At 69.4% G+C, this 14,689-nt stretch carries 13 protein-coding genes; 6 read left to right on the top strand and 7 right to left on the bottom strand.

Going from position 1 to position 14,689, the window contains the following annotated elements:
- Position 1: 1 nt before the first annotated feature.
- From gap to G9U51_RS03810, 5 genes are read left to right on the top strand one after another with little or no spacing between them, the layout of a single operon-like run.
- Positions 2-1,006: a type I glyceraldehyde-3-phosphate dehydrogenase gene (gap, locus tag G9U51_RS03830; RefSeq protein WP_166193413.1), complete on the top strand. Its 1,005-nt coding sequence runs from the start codon at positions 2-4 to the stop codon at positions 1,004-1,006.
- Positions 1,007-1,012: 6 nt separating this feature from the next.
- Complete coding sequence (locus G9U51_RS03825) at positions 1,013-2,209, top strand: phosphoglycerate kinase (protein ID WP_166193409.1); 1,197 nt, start codon at positions 1,013-1,015, stop codon at positions 2,207-2,209.
- Between the two features lie 8 nt (positions 2,210-2,217).
- Complete coding sequence (gene tpiA / locus G9U51_RS03820) at positions 2,218-3,018, top strand: triose-phosphate isomerase (protein WP_166193406.1); 801 nt, start codon at positions 2,218-2,220, stop codon at positions 3,016-3,018.
- A gap of 23 nt (positions 3,019-3,041) precedes the next feature.
- Complete coding sequence (gene secG, locus G9U51_RS03815) at positions 3,042-3,287, top strand: preprotein translocase subunit SecG (RefSeq protein ID WP_166193403.1); 246 nt, start codon at positions 3,042-3,044, stop codon at positions 3,285-3,287.
- Positions 3,288-3,323: 36 nt separating this feature from the next.
- A complete protein-coding gene (locus tag G9U51_RS03810; protein WP_166193400.1) occupies positions 3,324-3,674 on the top strand; it encodes an RNA polymerase-binding protein RbpA in 351 nt (116 codons plus the stop codon).
- A gap of 77 nt (positions 3,675-3,751) precedes the next feature.
- Here the strand turns inward: G9U51_RS03810 and G9U51_RS03805 are convergent, their stop codons facing one another.
- The 7 genes from G9U51_RS03805 to tkt all read right to left on the bottom strand — a co-directional run bounded on the left by G9U51_RS03805 (position 3,752) and on the right by tkt (position 12,925).
- On the bottom strand, positions 3,752-4,342 hold the full coding sequence (locus G9U51_RS03805; protein ID WP_166193397.1) for an ATP-dependent endonuclease: 591 nt from the start codon (positions 4,340-4,342) through the stop codon (positions 3,752-3,754).
- 104 nt (positions 4,343-4,446) lie between these two features.
- The gene (gene pgl, locus G9U51_RS03800) at positions 4,447-5,229 is read right to left on the bottom strand and encodes a 6-phosphogluconolactonase (protein ID WP_166193394.1); all 783 of its coding nucleotides are present in this window, start codon (positions 5,227-5,229) and stop codon (positions 4,447-4,449) included.
- A 14-nt stretch (positions 5,230-5,243) separates the two neighbouring features.
- The gene (locus G9U51_RS03795) at positions 5,244-6,278 is read right to left on the bottom strand and encodes a glucose-6-phosphate dehydrogenase assembly protein OpcA (RefSeq protein ID WP_166193391.1); all 1,035 of its coding nucleotides are present in this window, start codon (positions 6,276-6,278) and stop codon (positions 5,244-5,246) included.
- Positions 6,279-6,396: 118 nt separating this feature from the next.
- The gene (gene zwf, locus G9U51_RS03790; protein WP_166193388.1) at positions 6,397-7,941 is read right to left on the bottom strand and encodes a glucose-6-phosphate dehydrogenase; all 1,545 of its coding nucleotides are present in this window, start codon (positions 7,939-7,941) and stop codon (positions 6,397-6,399) included.
- Positions 7,938-9,557, bottom strand: coding sequence for a glucose-6-phosphate isomerase (locus G9U51_RS03785; protein ID WP_166193385.1), 1,620 nt, complete (start codon positions 9,555-9,557; stop codon positions 7,938-7,940). The genes zwf and G9U51_RS03785 overlap by 4 nt, the downstream gene beginning before the upstream one ends.
- Positions 9,554-10,669: a transaldolase gene (gene tal / locus G9U51_RS03780; RefSeq protein WP_166193382.1), complete on the bottom strand. Its 1,116-nt coding sequence runs from the start codon at positions 10,667-10,669 to the stop codon at positions 9,554-9,556. The genes G9U51_RS03785 and tal overlap by 4 nt, the downstream gene beginning before the upstream one ends.
- A 36-nt stretch (positions 10,670-10,705) precedes the next feature.
- Positions 10,706-12,925 carry a transketolase gene (gene tkt / locus G9U51_RS03775; RefSeq protein WP_328823295.1) on the bottom strand — a complete coding sequence of 740 codons (2,220 nt, stop codon included), beginning with the start codon at positions 12,923-12,925 and terminating at the stop codon, positions 10,706-10,708.
- 180 nt (positions 12,926-13,105) lie between these two features.
- On the opposite strand from tkt, the gene G9U51_RS03770 reads away from it, so the two are divergent.
- The gene (locus G9U51_RS03770) at positions 13,106-14,062 is read left to right on the top strand and encodes a heme o synthase (RefSeq protein WP_166193379.1); all 957 of its coding nucleotides are present in this window, start codon (positions 13,106-13,108) and stop codon (positions 14,060-14,062) included.
- Positions 14,063-14,689: the final 627 nt, after the last annotated feature.

The following is a 14,689-nucleotide window of genomic DNA, read 5'->3' as shown; positions in this document are numbered from 1 at the left end:
CGTGACCGTCCGTGTGGGAATCAATGGCTTCGGCCGCATCGGTCGTAACTTCTTCCGCGCCATCAAGGACAGTGGTGCCGACGTCGAGGTGGTCGCGTTCAACGACCTGGGCGACGACAAGACCCAGGCTCACCTGCTGAAGTACGACTCGATCCTCGGGCGTTACGACGGTGAGGTGAAGGTCGTCGACGGCGGCATCGAGGTCGACGGCAAGCTCATCCGCAGCCTGGCCGAGCGCGACCCGGCGCAGCTGCCGTGGAAGGACCTCGGCGTCGACGTCGTCATCGAGTCGACCGGTCTGTTCACCGACGCGACCAAGGCCAAGGCGCACATCGACGCCGGCGCCAAGAAGGTCATCATCTCCGCGCCGGCGAAGAACGAAGACATCACCATCGTCATGGGCGTCAACGACGACAAATACGACCCCAAGGCGCACACGATCATCTCCAACGCCTCCTGCACCACCAACTGCCTGGCGCCGATGGCGAAGGTCCTCAACGATGCCCTCGGCATCGAAAAGGGCCTGATGACCACCATCCACGCCTACACCCAGGACCAGAACCTGCAGGACGGTCCGCACAAGGACCTGCGTCGCGCCCGCGCCGCCGCGCTCAACATCGTGCCGACCACCACCGGCGCCGCCAAGGCGGTTGCCCTGGTGTTGCCGGAGCTGAAGGGCAAGCTCGACGGTTACGCCCTGCGCGTGCCGACCCCGACCGGCTCCGCGACCGACCTCACCTTCGAGGCCGCCAAGGAGACCTCGGTCGAAGAGGTCAACGCCGCGGTCAAGGCGGCCGCCGAGGGCGCCCTCAAGGGCTACCTCACCTACACCGAGGACCCGATCGTGTCCAAGGACATCGAGACCGACCCGGCCTCGTGCATCTTCGACGCCGAGCTCACCAAGGTGAACGGCAACCTGGTCAAGGTCGTCGGCTGGTACGACAACGAGTGGGGTTACTCCAACCGTCTGGTCGACCTCGTCGCGCTCGTCGGCAAGGACCTCTGAGCCGCGATGCGCACGATCGACGACCTGGGCGACCTGCGCGGCCGCACCGTGCTGCTGCGCAGCGATCTGAACGTCCCGCTCGATGGCGACACGATCACCGACGAGGGCCGGATCGTGGCCTCGGTGCCGACCATTCGGCAGCTGACCGAGGCCGGCGCCCGGGTCGTCGTGTGCGCCCACCTCGGCCGCCCCAAGGGCGCGCCGGAGGACAAATACTCCCTCAAGCCGGTCGCCCGGCGGCTCGGCGAGCTGCTCGACGCGCCGGTGCAGTTCGCGACCGACACCGTCGGCGAGGACGCCAAGGCCAAAGTTGCGGCGCTGCAGGACGGTCAGGTGCTGGTGCTGGAGAACCTGCGGTTCAACCCGGGGGAGACCAGCAAGGACGACACCGAGCGCGGTGACTTCGCCGACGAATTGGCCTCTCTCGCAGACGTTTTCGTCAGCGACGGCTTCGGTGTCGTGCACCGCAAACAGGCCAGCGTGTATGACGTCGCCGAGCGGCTCCCGCAGGCGGCCGGCGGTCTCGTGCAGTCCGAGGTCGAGGTGCTGCAGCGGCTCACCAAGCCCCGGAGGCCGTATGCCGTCGTGCTCGGCGGGGCGAAGGTCAGCGACAAGCTCGGTGTCATCGACAACCTGCTGAAGACCGCCGACCTGCTGCTCATCGGTGGGGGCATGGTCTTCACCTTCCTCAAGGCGCAGGGCCACGAGGTCGGCAAGAGCCTGCTCGAGGAGGACCAGGTCGGGACGGTGCGGGGCTATCTCGCCGAGGCCGAGAACCGCGGCGTCGACATCGTGCTGCCGACCGACATCGTCGCCGCGACCGAGTTCTCGGCCGACGCGGACCACGAGGTGGTGGCCGCGGACGCCATACCGGCCGACCGGATGGGGCTGGACATCGGACCCGACTCGGCCCGCGCGTTCGCCGAGAAGATCGCCGGTGCCAAGACGGTCTTCTGGAACGGGCCGATGGGCGCCTTCGAGATGGCGCCCTACGCCGCCGGCACGAAGGCGGTGGCGCAGGCCCTCGCCGAGGCCACGAAGGCCGGCGCGACGACTGTCGTCGGCGGCGGCGACTCGGCCGCGGCCGTGCGGCAGCTGGGCTTCGCCGAGGACGACTTCACCCACATCTCCACCGGCGGTGGCGCGAGCCTGGAATACCTCGAGGGCAAGACGCTCCCGGGCCTGGCCGTGCTCGAGGATTAGGAAAACCCTTGGCGGACAAGCGAACTGCCCTGATCGCGGGCAACTGGAAGATGAACCTGGACCACCTGCAGGCCACCGTGGTCGTGCAGAAGCTGGACTGGACGCTGCGCGACAAGCGGCACGACTTCGAGGCGGTCGAGGTGGCGGTGATCCCGCCGTTCACCGACCTGCGCTCGGTGCAGACCCTCATCGACGGCGACAAGCTGAAGCTCAAGCTCGGCGCCCAGGATCTGTCGCCGCACGACGAGGGCGCCTACACCGGTGACATCGCCGGCGTCTTCCTGCGCAAGCTGGGCTGCACCTATGTCGTGGTCGGGCACAGCGAGCGGCGCGAGCACCACCAGGAGACCGACGAGGTCGTGGCGAGCAAGGTGAAGGCGGCATACAAGAACGACCTGACGCCGATCCTGTGCGTCGGCGAGCCGCTGGAGGTCCGCAAGGAGGGTCGTCAGGTCGAGCACGTGCTCGCCCAGCTGCGCGCAGCGCTCGACGGGGTGCCGGCGAGCCAGGCCGAGTCGATCGTGATCGCCTACGAGCCGGTTTGGGCGATCGGCACCGGCGAGGTCGCCACCCCGCAGGACGCGCAGGAGGTCTGCGCGGCGATCCGCGGCGAGCTCGCGAACCTGTATGACGCGAAGCTCGCCGACGGTGTGCGGGTGCTGTATGGCGGGTCGGTGAAGTCCGGCAATGTCGCGAGCATCATGGCCGAGCAGGATGTCGACGGCGCACTCGTCGGCGGCGCCTCGCTCGACCCGGCCGAGTTCGCCGCGATCGCGCGCTTCCAGGCGCACCACGGCGGAGCCGCCTGAAGCGGAAGGTATCCTTTCTCCCCGTGGACATTCTCCGGATCGCGCTTCAGGCGCTCGTCGTCATCAGCAGCCTGTTCCTGGTGCTGTTGATCCTGTTGCACAAGGGCAAGGGCGGGGGCCTGTCCGACATGTTCGGCGGTGGCGTCTCGAGCAGCCTGTCCGGCTCGTCGGTGGCGGAGAAGAACCTCAACAAGCTGACCGTGATCGCCGGCCTGCTGTGGATCGTCGCGATCCTCGGCCTGGGTCTGATCGTCCGGTTCCAGTCCTGACCTCCCCCGTCAGTCTTTTCAGGAAGGACCAGATTCATGGCCGGTGGTAACGCCATCCGAGGCAGCCGCGTCGGTGCAGGCCCGATGGGCGAAGCGGAACGCGGCGAGTCCGCGCCGCGCGTCATCGTCTCCTATTGGTGCGCGAACGGGCACGAGACCCGGCCCAGCTTCGCCGAGGAGCCCGGTATGTCGGTCCCGGAGACCTGGGATTGCCCGCGCTGCGGCTTCCCCGCCGGGCAGGACGAGGCCAACCCGCCGGCTCCGCCGAAGGCCGAGCCGTACAAGACCCACCTGGCCTACGTGAAGGAGCGGCGCAGCGACGCCGAGGGCGCGGTCATCCTGGACGAGGCGCTGTCCTCGCTGCGTGAGCGCGGCCTGATCAAATAACTACTCCCGTAGTAGAGGAATCCGGTCGCTATAGCGACCGCGCTGAAGGAAGCGCGGTCGGGCCGCCCGCAGCGGCATTACCTCTTCGACGACGACCCGGCAGCCGATCCGCCGACGACCTCGGCGCGCTGATCGACCATCACCCTGGCGGCAGCCTCGACCAGCGCGCCCAACGGCTGCGGGGTCGTCTCTGGCGTCAACCGCTCGGCCAACGCCGTCGCCAGCCGTCGTTTGCGTCCCGACCCCGACCCGGCGAACCGGTGCAGCTGGTCCTCGATCGGCCGCCCTCGCCATTCGGGCTGGTGCTGGAAGGTGCGAAACCGGCCGAGCTCGCCCAGGTCGTGTAGCGCATCGAGCACCGCGGCAGCACCGAGCGAGCGGATAAGTTCATCCTCCAGGTCGCGGTTGCAGACGAAGAAGCCGTGCGCGACCAGGTTGCCCTCGACGCGTATGCCGAGCCGCCGCAGGGCCCGGACCACGACCTGTTGCTCACCCGCATCACACAGACCGAGCACGCTGGTGCCAGCATCAGCGCGCAGGTGACGGGGAAAGTTGGTGATGCCGTGCGTCACCCGCACCTCGACGTCGTGCACACCCCGCAGCGTCAGCAGGCGCGCGACGACCACAGCGTCACTGTCACCTTCGACGAGAACTCGCACGGTCGGCATACGGCCCAGCCTGACACGGACCCCAGGGGGAGAGCAGCCGGATTGTCAGTCGTGTGGCAGGAGCGGCCGCATGAAGGTGCGCTCGTAGCGCACGACGCAGGTGATCACGACGCGTCGTTGCTCGGCACCTTCGCCGCGGCGGCGGTGTCGAGCCACCACACGGTCGCGCGCAGCCCTTCGACCGCGGACGCCGGCGTGTTCCACGGGTCGTCGGTGGTGAGGGCGCGTTCGACCGCGTCGGCCTTGTCCGCACCGGCGACCGTGAACCAGATCTCGCGCGCCCGCTCGATCGCGGGATAGGTGAGCGAGATGCGCGTCGGCGGCGGCTTGGGGGAGTCGTGCACCGCGACCGTGGTGGTGGTCGTGCAGTTCTGCGCCTTGTGCTGCGGGAAGAGCGAGGCGATGTGCCCGTCCGGCCCGACCCCGAGCATCAGCACGTCGAAGGTCGGCACCGCCGGGTCCTCTTCCAGGCCATTGGTGTCGGCCTCGTCGAACTCCGCCAGCTCGCTCGCGTAGGCCGCCGCCGCCCGCTCGACGTCGTCGCCATACGAGCCGCCCGCCGCCGGCATCCGGTGGATGTTGTCATCCGGTATGCCGAGCCGCTTCAGTCCCGCGTCCACGGCCTGTTGGTCATTTCGCTCGGCGTCGCCGGCCGGCACCCAGCGCTCGTCGCCCCACCACAGGTGCACGGCGCTGCGGTCGGCGTCGTCGGCCGGCCGGGCGCTCCACGCCTGCATCACCGCCTCGCCCATGGACCCTCCGGTGAGGACGACGTGCGCCTCGCCGCGTTGCTGCAGCGCCTCGTCGATCCGCGCGACCAGCGCGTCGACGATGTCGGCGGCGAGGGTCGCCTTGTCCTTGCGGATCTGCAGGTCGTGGTCCTTCATGGTGGGTCCCTTCGTCAGAGCTCGCTGGGCAGGTCGAGGTCCTCCAGCCGCGGCGACTTGCGGCGGCTGGGCGGCTGCGGCTCGGGCCGTCGCTTGGCGCGCGCGGGCGCTGGGGTGGCGGCTCGCTCGCGCCCGGAGATCAGTTCGAGACCGCGCAGCAGCGCGTCGCGGTAGACCTCGTCGCCATCGAGCCGGCTGAGCTCCTCGGCCAGCGAGTCGGCGGTGTCCGGGCGGGCCAGGCTGATCCGCCGCACCGGCTGGTCCGGTTGGGTCAGCGTTGCGTCCGCCTGGCCGGCCGGGCGCACCAGGTCGATCGGCCCGCTCTCGCGGTCCAGGCGCACCGAGACGATGCCGGTGCCCTTCGGCCCGACCACCCGGCGCACCGGACACCGCAGCCGGATCGCCAGCCAGCCCGCCAACAGGTCGGTGCTGGCCGAATCCGCCGCGCCCTTCACCGTCACACCGGTGACCTGCTCGAAGGGCTCGAGGTCGAGGGCGGTGGCCAACAGCCCGCGCCAGCGGGTGGTGCGCGACCAGGCCATGTCGGTGTCGCCGTCGGCATACGCGTCCCGGCGTCGGGCGAGCTCGCGCCGCGGGTTGGCCGCGAGCGAGGAGTCGGTGATCCGGCGCACCGCCATCTTGCCGATCGGGGAGCCGGCCAGGTCGGGCGGCGCGGGGATCGGCCACCAGGCGACGACGGGGGAGTCGGGCAACAGCAGGGGTATGACGACGCTGTCACCGTGGTCGGCCAGCTCGCCGCGCAGTCGCAGCACGACGATCTCGCTCGCCCCGGCGTCGCCGCCGACCCGGATCTCGGCGTCCAGGCGCGGCCCGCCGCGGCGGCTGCCGGTGACGAGCACCAGGATGCGACTCGGGTGCTGGCGCGAAGCCTCGGTGGCCGCGTCGATCGCGGTGGCCGCGGTGGCCTCGTCGGTGACGACGATGAGGGTCATCACCCGCCCGAGGGTGATGGCACCCATGCTCTGACGCACGCGCACCAGCGCCTTGGACACCTCGCGGGTGGTGGTGGCAGGCAGGTCGACGATCACGGCGCACTCCTGAGCAGCCGGAGGAACGAAGGGACGAGCGGAGAACTTCGTGGGGTTGCTCTTCGGGGTCCCCGCGAAGTATCGGAGTGAGGGACGAGCGGAGAACTTCGTGGGGTTTTCACGGCATCCTCCACTCGCGTCCGTCGCGGCGCATCATCGCATCGGCGGTGCTCGGGCCCCAGGTGCCCGCTTCGTACGGGCTGGGCCGCCCGTGCGAGGCCCAATAGCGTTCGATCGGGTCGAGGATCTGCCAGGACAGTTCCACCTCCTCGTGCCGCGGGAACAGCGGCGGGTCGCCGAGCAGCACGTCCAGGATCAGTCGCTCGTAGGCCTCCGGGCTGGCCTCGGTGAACGCGTTGCCGTAGCCGAAGTCCATCGTCACGTCGCGCACGGTGAGCGGCGCGGAGCCGGGCACCTTCGAGCCGAAGCGCATCGTCACGCCCTCGTCCGGCTGCACCCGGATCACCACAGCGTTCTGGCCCAGCTGCCGGGCCGCGGTGTCGCCGAAGGGCAGGTGCGGTGCCCGCTTGAAGACCACCGCGATTTCGGTGACGCGCTTGCCGAGGCGTTTGCCGGTGCGCAGGTAGAACGGCACCCCGGCCCAGCGGCGGGTCGCGACCTCTAGCTTGAGCGCGGCATAGGTCTCGGTGGTCGAGCTCGACGAGACGCCGTCCTCCTGCAGATAGCCGCGCACCTTCTCGCTGCCCTGCCAGCCCGCGGCATACTGCCCGCGCGCGGTGGACTTGCCGAGATCGTGCGGCAACCGGACCGCGGCGAGGATCTTCTCCTTCTCGGTCCGCAGCGCGCTCGCCTCGAAGGAGTTGGGCTGCTCCATCGCGGTCAGCGCGAGCAACTGCAGCAGGTGATTCTGTATGACGTCCCGCGCGGCGCCGATGCCGTCGTAGTAGCCAGCGCGACCGGAGATGCCGATGTCCTCGGCCATCGTGATCTGCACGTGGTCGACATAGTTGGCGTTCCAGATCGGCTCGAACATCTGGTTGGCGAAGCGCAACGCCAACAGGTTCTGCACGGTCTCCTTGCCGAGATAGTGATCGATCCGGAAGACCGCGTCGGGCGGGAACACCGACTCGACGATCGAGTTGAGTTCTCGCGCGCTCTTCAGGTCGTGCCCGAAGGGCTTTTCGATGACCACCCGCCGCCAGGTGCCGGGCCGCGGCTGCGACAGGCCGGAGCGTTCCAGCTGTTGCAGCACGGTCTGGAACGACCCGGGCGGGATGGACAGGTAGAACGCGTGATTGCCTCCGGTGCCCCGCTCCTGGTCCAGCGTGCGCACCACGTCGGCGAGCTCGTCGAAGGCCGCGTCGTCGTCGAAGGCACCGGGGACGAACCGCAGCCCTTCGGCCAGGCTGGCCCAGACGTCCTCGTCGAAGGGGGTGCGGGCACCCTCCTTGGCGGCGTCATACACGATCCGGCCGAAGTCCTGGTCGGCCCAGTCGCGGCGGGCGAAACCGACGAGCGAGAAGCCCGGCGGCAGCAGCCCTCGGTTGAACAGGTCGTAGATGGCGGGCAGCAACTTCTTGCGGGCCAGGTCACCGGTGACCCCGAACATCACCATGCTGCACGGCCCGGCGATCCGCGGCAGGCGGCGGTCGGCCGCCTGCCGCAGCGGGTTGTGCCCGCGGCTGACGCGCGCGGGGCTCATCGGGTGAGGCCGCGCAACGCCTGCTCGACCTGGGCCAGGCCCGCGTCGTGGTCGGTCAGGTGCAGTCGCAACACCGGTCGGTCGTGGTCGCCAAGCACCTGCGCGTCACCCGCCGCCTGGGAGGCGATGAACTCACCGAGGGTGAAATCCCGGCCGGGCACCGGCAGATCCTGCGCGGGCTCGGTGGTGATCTGCAGGTAGACGCCGATGCCGGGGCCGCCCTTGTGGTACTGACCGGTGGAGTGCAGGAACCGCGGTCCCCAGCCGAAGGTGACCGGGCGGCCCAGGGTGCGTGCCAAGCCTTCGCGCACCTCACCCAGACGGGCGTCGGTGATCCGGTCGAGATAGGCCATCACCGCGAGGTAACCGTTGTCGGGCAGCTGCGCGATGAGAGCCTGCAGGGCGCCGGGCAGGTCCTTGGCGTCGCCGAGGAAGTCCGGGCCGACCGTGCGCACCTCGACGGCGCCGTCGGTGAAGGCCGGTGCCTCGGTCGAGCTGGCGCCCTTGCCCATCAGGTCACGCGCAGCCTGCTTGGCAGACTCGACATCGGGCTGGTCGAAGGGGTTGATCCCGATCAGCCGGCCGGCCACCGCGACCGCGACCTCCCACAGCAGCAGCGAGGCGCCCAGCGACCCGCCGACGTCGACGGTCGCCGCGCCCTCGGGGCGGTCGTCGTCGCCTGCTGACACCAGTCGCACCCACAGCTCGTCATCGAGCAGGTCACCGGCCGGAGCCGCGCCCACGACGACGGGCAGCAGCCCCTTGCCGTCCTTGCCCGTGCTCTCGGCGATGAGCTGCTCAGCCCAGTCGCCGAAACCCTTGATCGGCGTGCCGGCGTCGATCAGCAGGATCTTGTCGCGCAGCGGGGAGGTGCCGCCCAGGGCCGCGCCGAGCTGCAGGCCGGGGTTGCCGGCGTCGTCGGCAGCGAGCTGGTCGGTGAAGGCCTCGGCCTCATCCAGGAGCGCACCGAGGTCGACGCCCGCGAGACCGCTCGGCACCAGCCCGAAGGCGGTCAGCGCCGAATAGCGGCCGCCCACGTCGGGGTCGGCGTTGATCACGGTGTAGCCCTTGCCGCGAGCGTCCTGGTCGAGCGGGCTGCCCGGGTCGGTGACCACGACGATCCGCTCGGCCGGGTCGATGCCGGCGTCGGTGAAGGCCTGCTCGTAGATCCGACGCTGCGAGTCGGTCTCGACGGTCGAGCCCGACTTGGACGACACGACGACCACGGTGCGGTCGAGCTTGGTCGCGACGGCGTCACGCACCATGTCCGGCTGCGAGGAGTCGAGGACGACGAGCTCCTTGCCCGCGGTCGCGCAGATCACCTCGGGGGCGAGGGAGCTGCCGCCCATGCCGCACAGCACGACGTGGTCGACCCCCTTGTCCTGCAACGACTTTCGCAATGTCTCGATCTGCTCGACCAGCGGCCGGGAGGATCGGGCGAGGCCGACCCAGGACAACCGCTTGCTCGCCTCGGCCTCCGCCGCAGGGCCCCAGAGTGTGGGGTCCTGCGCGAAGAGCCGGCTGGCGAACTTCTCCTGCACCAGCTGCGGCACCTGCGCGGCGATCGCATCCGCGGCCGCACCGGAGGCAGCGACCGAGAGGGTGTCTGAACTCACTTGGCCTTCTCCAGCTCCGAACGCACCGATGCCTGCAGCTCCGACCAGGACTTGTCGAACTTCTCGACGCCCTCGTCCTCGAGCACCCGCACCACATCGGTGTAAGAGACCCCGAGCTGGTCGAGGGTGTTCAGCACCTCGGCGGCGTCGTCGTAGTTGCCGGTCACCTGGTCACCGTTGACCTCACCGTGGTCGGCGACGGCCTCCAGGGTCTTGCCCGGCATGGTGTTGACGGTGTCCTTCACGGCCAGGTCCACGACATACATCGTGTCCTTGTAGTCCGGGTTCTTGACCCCAGTGGACGCCCACAGCGGACGCTGCACGTGCGCGCCGTCGTCGGCGAGCGACTGCCAGCGGGGAGTCGAGAAGACCTCCTCGAAGGCCTGATAGGCCAGCCGCGCGTTGGCGACACCGGCCTTGCCCTTCATGCCGGTGGCCTCGGCCGTGCCGATCTCGTCCAGGCGCTTGTCGATCTCGGTGTCCACGCGGGAGACGAAGAACGAGGCGACCGAACGGATCTGCGACAGGTCCTTGCCGTTGTCGCGGGCCTTCTCCAGACCGTCCAGGTAGGCGTTCATCACGCCGCGGTAGCGGTCCAGGGAGAAGATCAACGTCACGTTGACGCTGATGCCCTCGGCGAGCGCGGCGCTGATCGCGGGCAAGCCCTCGACGGTAGCCGGGATCTTGATCATGACGTTGGGCCGGTCGACGGCCTTCCACAGTTCCTTGGCCATCTCGACCGTCTTCTCGGTCTCGTGGGCCAGGGCCGGCTCGACCTCGATCGACACCCGGCCGTCCTGGCCGCCGGTCTTGTCGTAGACCGGGCGCAGCTTGTCGCACGCATTGCGCACGTCATCGGTGGTGATCGCGAAGATCGCGGTGTCGACATCGCTGCCGTCCTGCGCGAGCTGCTTGACCTGCTCGTTGTATGCCGAACCGTCCGACAGCGCCGTCGCAAAGATCGTCGGGTTGGTCGTGACCCCGACGACGTGCTTGTCGGAGACATACTTCTCAAGGTCACCGGAGGTGATCATCGAGCGGTTCAGATCGTCCAGCCAGATCGACACCCCGAGATCGGAGAGCTGGGCGAGAGGGTCGGTGGACTGCGTCATACGCGGTGGTCCTTCCTAGAGTTCTGATCGAACAGGTCACATGTCGCCGAGGTCGGGCACAGCTGCCACGGCCTCGACGTCGATTCCGGGGGTCGCGCCGCCCTTCGCGTCCTGCAGGGAGTCCTTGGCGGCGGAGACGACGGCCTCGGGGGTGAAGCCGAACTTCTCGAAGAGCAGCGCTCCGGCAGCCGAGGCACCGAAGTGCTCCAGCGAGACGGCCCGGCCGGCGTCACCGAGGTAGCGGTACCAGGACATGCCCACCGCGGCCTCGACGCTGACCCGCGCCTTCACCGTCGGCGGGAGCACCGACTCGCGGTAGCTCTTGTCCTGCGCCTCGAACCACTCCATGCACGGCATCGACACCACGCGGGCTCCGATGCCCTCCTTGGCGAGGGCCTCGCGCGCCTGCAGCGCGACGCTCACCTCCGAGCCGGACGCCATCAGGATGACGTCCGGGGTGCCGTCCTCGACGTCGGCGAGGACGTAACCACCCTTGGCAACACCGGCGACGTCGCCGTATTCCTTGCGGTCCAGGGTGGGCAGCGCCTGCCGCGACAGGCACAGCCCGGCCGGCCGGTCGGTGTGCTGCAGCAGCGTCTTCCATGCCTCGGCGGTCTCGTTCGCGTCGGCCGGCCGGACCACGTCCAGACCGGGTATGGCGCGCAGCGCGGCCAGGTGCTCCACCGGCTGGTGGGTGGGGCCGTCCTCGCCCAGGCCGATCGAGTCGTGCGTCCACACGAAGGTCACGGGCAGCCGCTGGATCGCCGCCAGCCGCACGGCCGGGCGCATGTAGTCGGAGAAGATGAGGAAGGTGCCGCCATACGGGCGGGTCAGCCCTTCGAGCGCGATGCCGTTGAGCGCCATACCCATGGCGTTCTCCCGGACGCCGAAGTGCAGCGTGCGCCCGTAGGGTCCGCCCTTCCACTCCGAGGTCTGCCGGTCGGCCGGCAGGAAGCTCGGCTGACCCTCCATCGTGGTGTTGTTGGACTCGGCCAGGTCGGCCGAACCGCCCCAGAGCTCCGGCATGACCTCGGCGAGGGCGCCGAGCACCTTGCCGGACGCGGCCCGGGTGGCGATGCCCTTCTCGTCAGCCGGGAAGGTGGGGAAGGCCTGCTCGAAGCCATCCGGCATGCGGCGCTCGAGCAGCCGGTCCAGCAGCTTGGCGCCGTCCGGGTTGGCCTTGCGCCAGGCGTCGAAGCCCTTCTGCCATTCGGCGTGCACCTCCTTGCCCCGCTTGCGCGCCTGGCGGACGTGCTCCAGCACCTCGTCGGAGACCTCGAAGGTCTTGCGGCCATCGAAGCCGAGCAGCTTCTTCAGGCCGGCGATCTCCTCATCGCCCAGGGCCGAGCCGTGCGACTTGCCGGTGCCCTTCTTGGTCGGCGCCGGCCAGGCGATCACCGTGCGCAGCGCGATGATCGACGGGCGGTCGGTGACCGCCTTGGCCTGCTGGATCGCGGCGAGCAGCGCGTCGACATTCTCGACATACTCGCCCTCGCCGGTCGTGGTGTCGCCCCGGCGCCAGTCGACGGTCTGCACGTGCCAGCCGTATGCCGCGTAGCGCGCGGCGACGTCCTCGTCGAAGGAGACATCGGTGTCGTCCTCGATCGAGATCTGGTTCTGGTCGTAGAACACCGTGAGGTTGCCGAGGCGCTGCGTGCCAGCCAGCGAGGCGGACTCACCCGAGACGCCCTCCATCAGGTCACCGTCGGAGGCGATCACCCAGATGTTGTGGTCGAACGGGCTCTCGCCCGGTGCGGCGTCGGGGTCCAGCAGGCCACGCTGGCGGCGCTGGGCCATCGCCATACCGACCGAGCTCGCGATGCCCGACCCGAGCGGGCCAGTGGTGATGTCGACACCGTCGGTGTGCCGGTATTCCGGGTGGCCGGGCGTCAGGGAGGCCCAGGTGCGCAGCGCCTTGAGGTCGTCCAGATCGAGCCCGTAACCGGAGAAGAACAGCTGGATGTATTGCGTCAGGCTGGAGTGGCCGGCCGACAGCACGAACCGGTCGCGGCCGATCCACTCGGGGTCATTCGGGTCGACCCGCATCACCTGCTGGTAGAGCAGGTAGGCCAGCGGGGCCAGGCTCATCGCGGTGCCGGGGTGGCCGTTGCCGACCTTCTGCACCGCGTCGGCGGCGAGCACACGCACGGTGTCGACCGCCCGGATGTCCAGGTCGGTCCACCCGGCGTTCTTCGCCACGGGCAGGGCGAGCGAGGGGTCGCGTCCGGCGAGGGGGGAGGCGGAGTTCTGGCTCACGTGTATGACGCTCCTTGGGGGCTTGAGTAGGTCGTCCGACGGGCTTTCGGTTTCGAGCCTAGACCCGGCTCGGAGCGGGTGGCGGGGTGCGGGGGAGGCGACGCGTACGGGGTCTAGACTTGAAACGTTCCGACCCACCGCCCGAAATCCCGAAATGCCATGTCGAACTAAGGAGCTTCGGTGACCACGACCGAGCCGCGTGCGCTGCAGCGCCGCCCGTCGGTCCCCTCGAAGCGCCCGGTGCGGGCTGTCGTCGCCGACTATGTCGCGCTCACCAAGCCGCGCATCATCGAGTTGCTCCTGGTGACGACCTTCCCGGTGATGTTCCTCGCCGACCGAGGCATCCCGTCGGTGTGGCTGATCCTGGCGACGCTGGTCGGCGGCTCGCTGTCCGCGGGCTCGGCGAACGCGTTCAACTGCTATCTCGACCGCGACATCGACCGGCTGATGCACCGCACCGAGGGGCGCCCGCTCGCGACCGGCGCGATCAGCCCGCGCGCCGGCCTGATCTTCGCGGCCGTGCTCGGTGTCGTCTCCACGCTGTGGCTCGGGTTGCTGGTCAACTGGCTGTCCGCGGCCCTGTCAGTCGCGGCCATCGCGCTGTATGTCGGCTTCTACACGATGCTGCTCAAGCGGCGCACCGCCCAGAACATCGTCTGGGGCGGCGTGGCCGGCTGTATGCCGGTGCTGATCGGCTGGTCGGCGGTGACGAACTCGCTGGCCTGGACGCCGGTGGTGCTTTTCGGCGTGGTGTTCTTCTGGACGCCGCCGCACTACTGGCCGCTGTCGATGCGATTCAAGGACGACTACGCCAACGCCGGCGTGCCGATGCTGCCTGTGGTCGCCGAGGACGTCGCCGTGGGCCGGCGCATCGTGGCTTACGCGTGGGCGACCGTGCTGACCAGCCTGCTGCTGATCCCGGTCGCCGGCATGGGCTGGATCTACACCGTGGCGGCGGTGCTCAGCGGCGTGCTCTTCCTGCTCGAATCGCACCGGCTGCTCGCCCGGGCCCAGCGGGGCGTCTCGTATGCCGTGCTCAAGCCGATGCGCCTCTTCCACTTCTCGATCAGCTATCTGACGCTGGTCTTCCTCGGTGTGGCCCTCGACCCGCTCGTGCACCTCCCGCTCCCGTTCTGACCGCCGAGCGACGATCAAGCGGTCGATCTGCCGAGCGTGCGAGGCGGATCGGAGCGTTGAGGAGCTGGCGAGGAGGCATCCGGCCAGGCGATCGGCGCAAGCGATCGATCTGCCGAGCGTGCGAGGCGGATCGGAGCGTTGAGGAGCTGGCGAGAAGGCATCCGGCCGGGCGATCGGCGCAAGCGATCGATCTGCCGAGCGTGCGAGGCGGATCGGAGCGTTGAGGAGCTGGCGAGAAGGCATCCGCCGAGCGATCGGCGCACTCGTCGGGGTCGCGCTGCCGGCGCAAAACGCCCAGTTGGGCGATCGGCGCACCGTTGGGGTCATGCTGCTGGCACAAAACGCCCAGTTGGGCGATCGGCGCACGATTGGGGTCGTGCTGCTGGCGCGAAACGCCCAGTTGGGCGATCGGCGCACCGTTGGGGTTGTGCTGCTGGCGCGAAACGCCCAGTTGGGCGATCGGCGCACCGTTGGGGTCATGCTGCTGGCACAAAACGCCCAGTTGGGCGATCGGCGCACGATTGGGGTCGTGCTGCTGGCGCGAAACGCCCAGTTGGGCGATCGGCGCACCGTTGGGGTTGTGCTGCTGGCGCGAAACGCCCAGTTGGGCGATCGGCGCACCGTTGG

The sequence above is a fragment of the Metallococcus carri genome, assembly GCF_011440275.1.
Taxonomy (GTDB): domain Bacteria; phylum Actinomycetota; class Actinomycetes; order Actinomycetales; family Dermatophilaceae; genus Metallococcus; species Metallococcus carri.
Note: the sequence above shows the minus strand (reverse complement) of the source record. Positions and strands in the feature narration are given on the sequence as shown.

Coding starts and splice junctions, on each gene's coding strand:
- G9U51_RS03825 (WP_166193409.1), top strand. CDS start 1,013: ATGCGCACGATCGACGACCTGGGCGACCTGCGCGGCCGCACCGTGCTG.
- G9U51_RS03810 (WP_166193400.1), top strand. CDS start 3,324: ATGGCCGGTGGTAACGCCATCCGAGGCAGCCGCGTCGGTGCAGGCCCG.
- G9U51_RS03805 (WP_166193397.1), bottom strand. CDS start 4,342: ATGCCGACCGTGCGAGTTCTCGTCGAAGGTGACAGTGACGCTGTGGTC.
- pgl (WP_166193394.1), bottom strand. CDS start 5,229: ATGAAGGACCACGACCTGCAGATCCGCAAGGACAAGGCGACCCTCGCC.
- zwf (WP_166193388.1), bottom strand. CDS start 7,941: ATGAGCCCCGCGCGCGTCAGCCGCGGGCACAACCCGCTGCGGCAGGCG.
- tal (WP_166193382.1), bottom strand. CDS start 10,669: ATGACGCAGTCCACCGACCCTCTCGCCCAGCTCTCCGATCTCGGGGTG.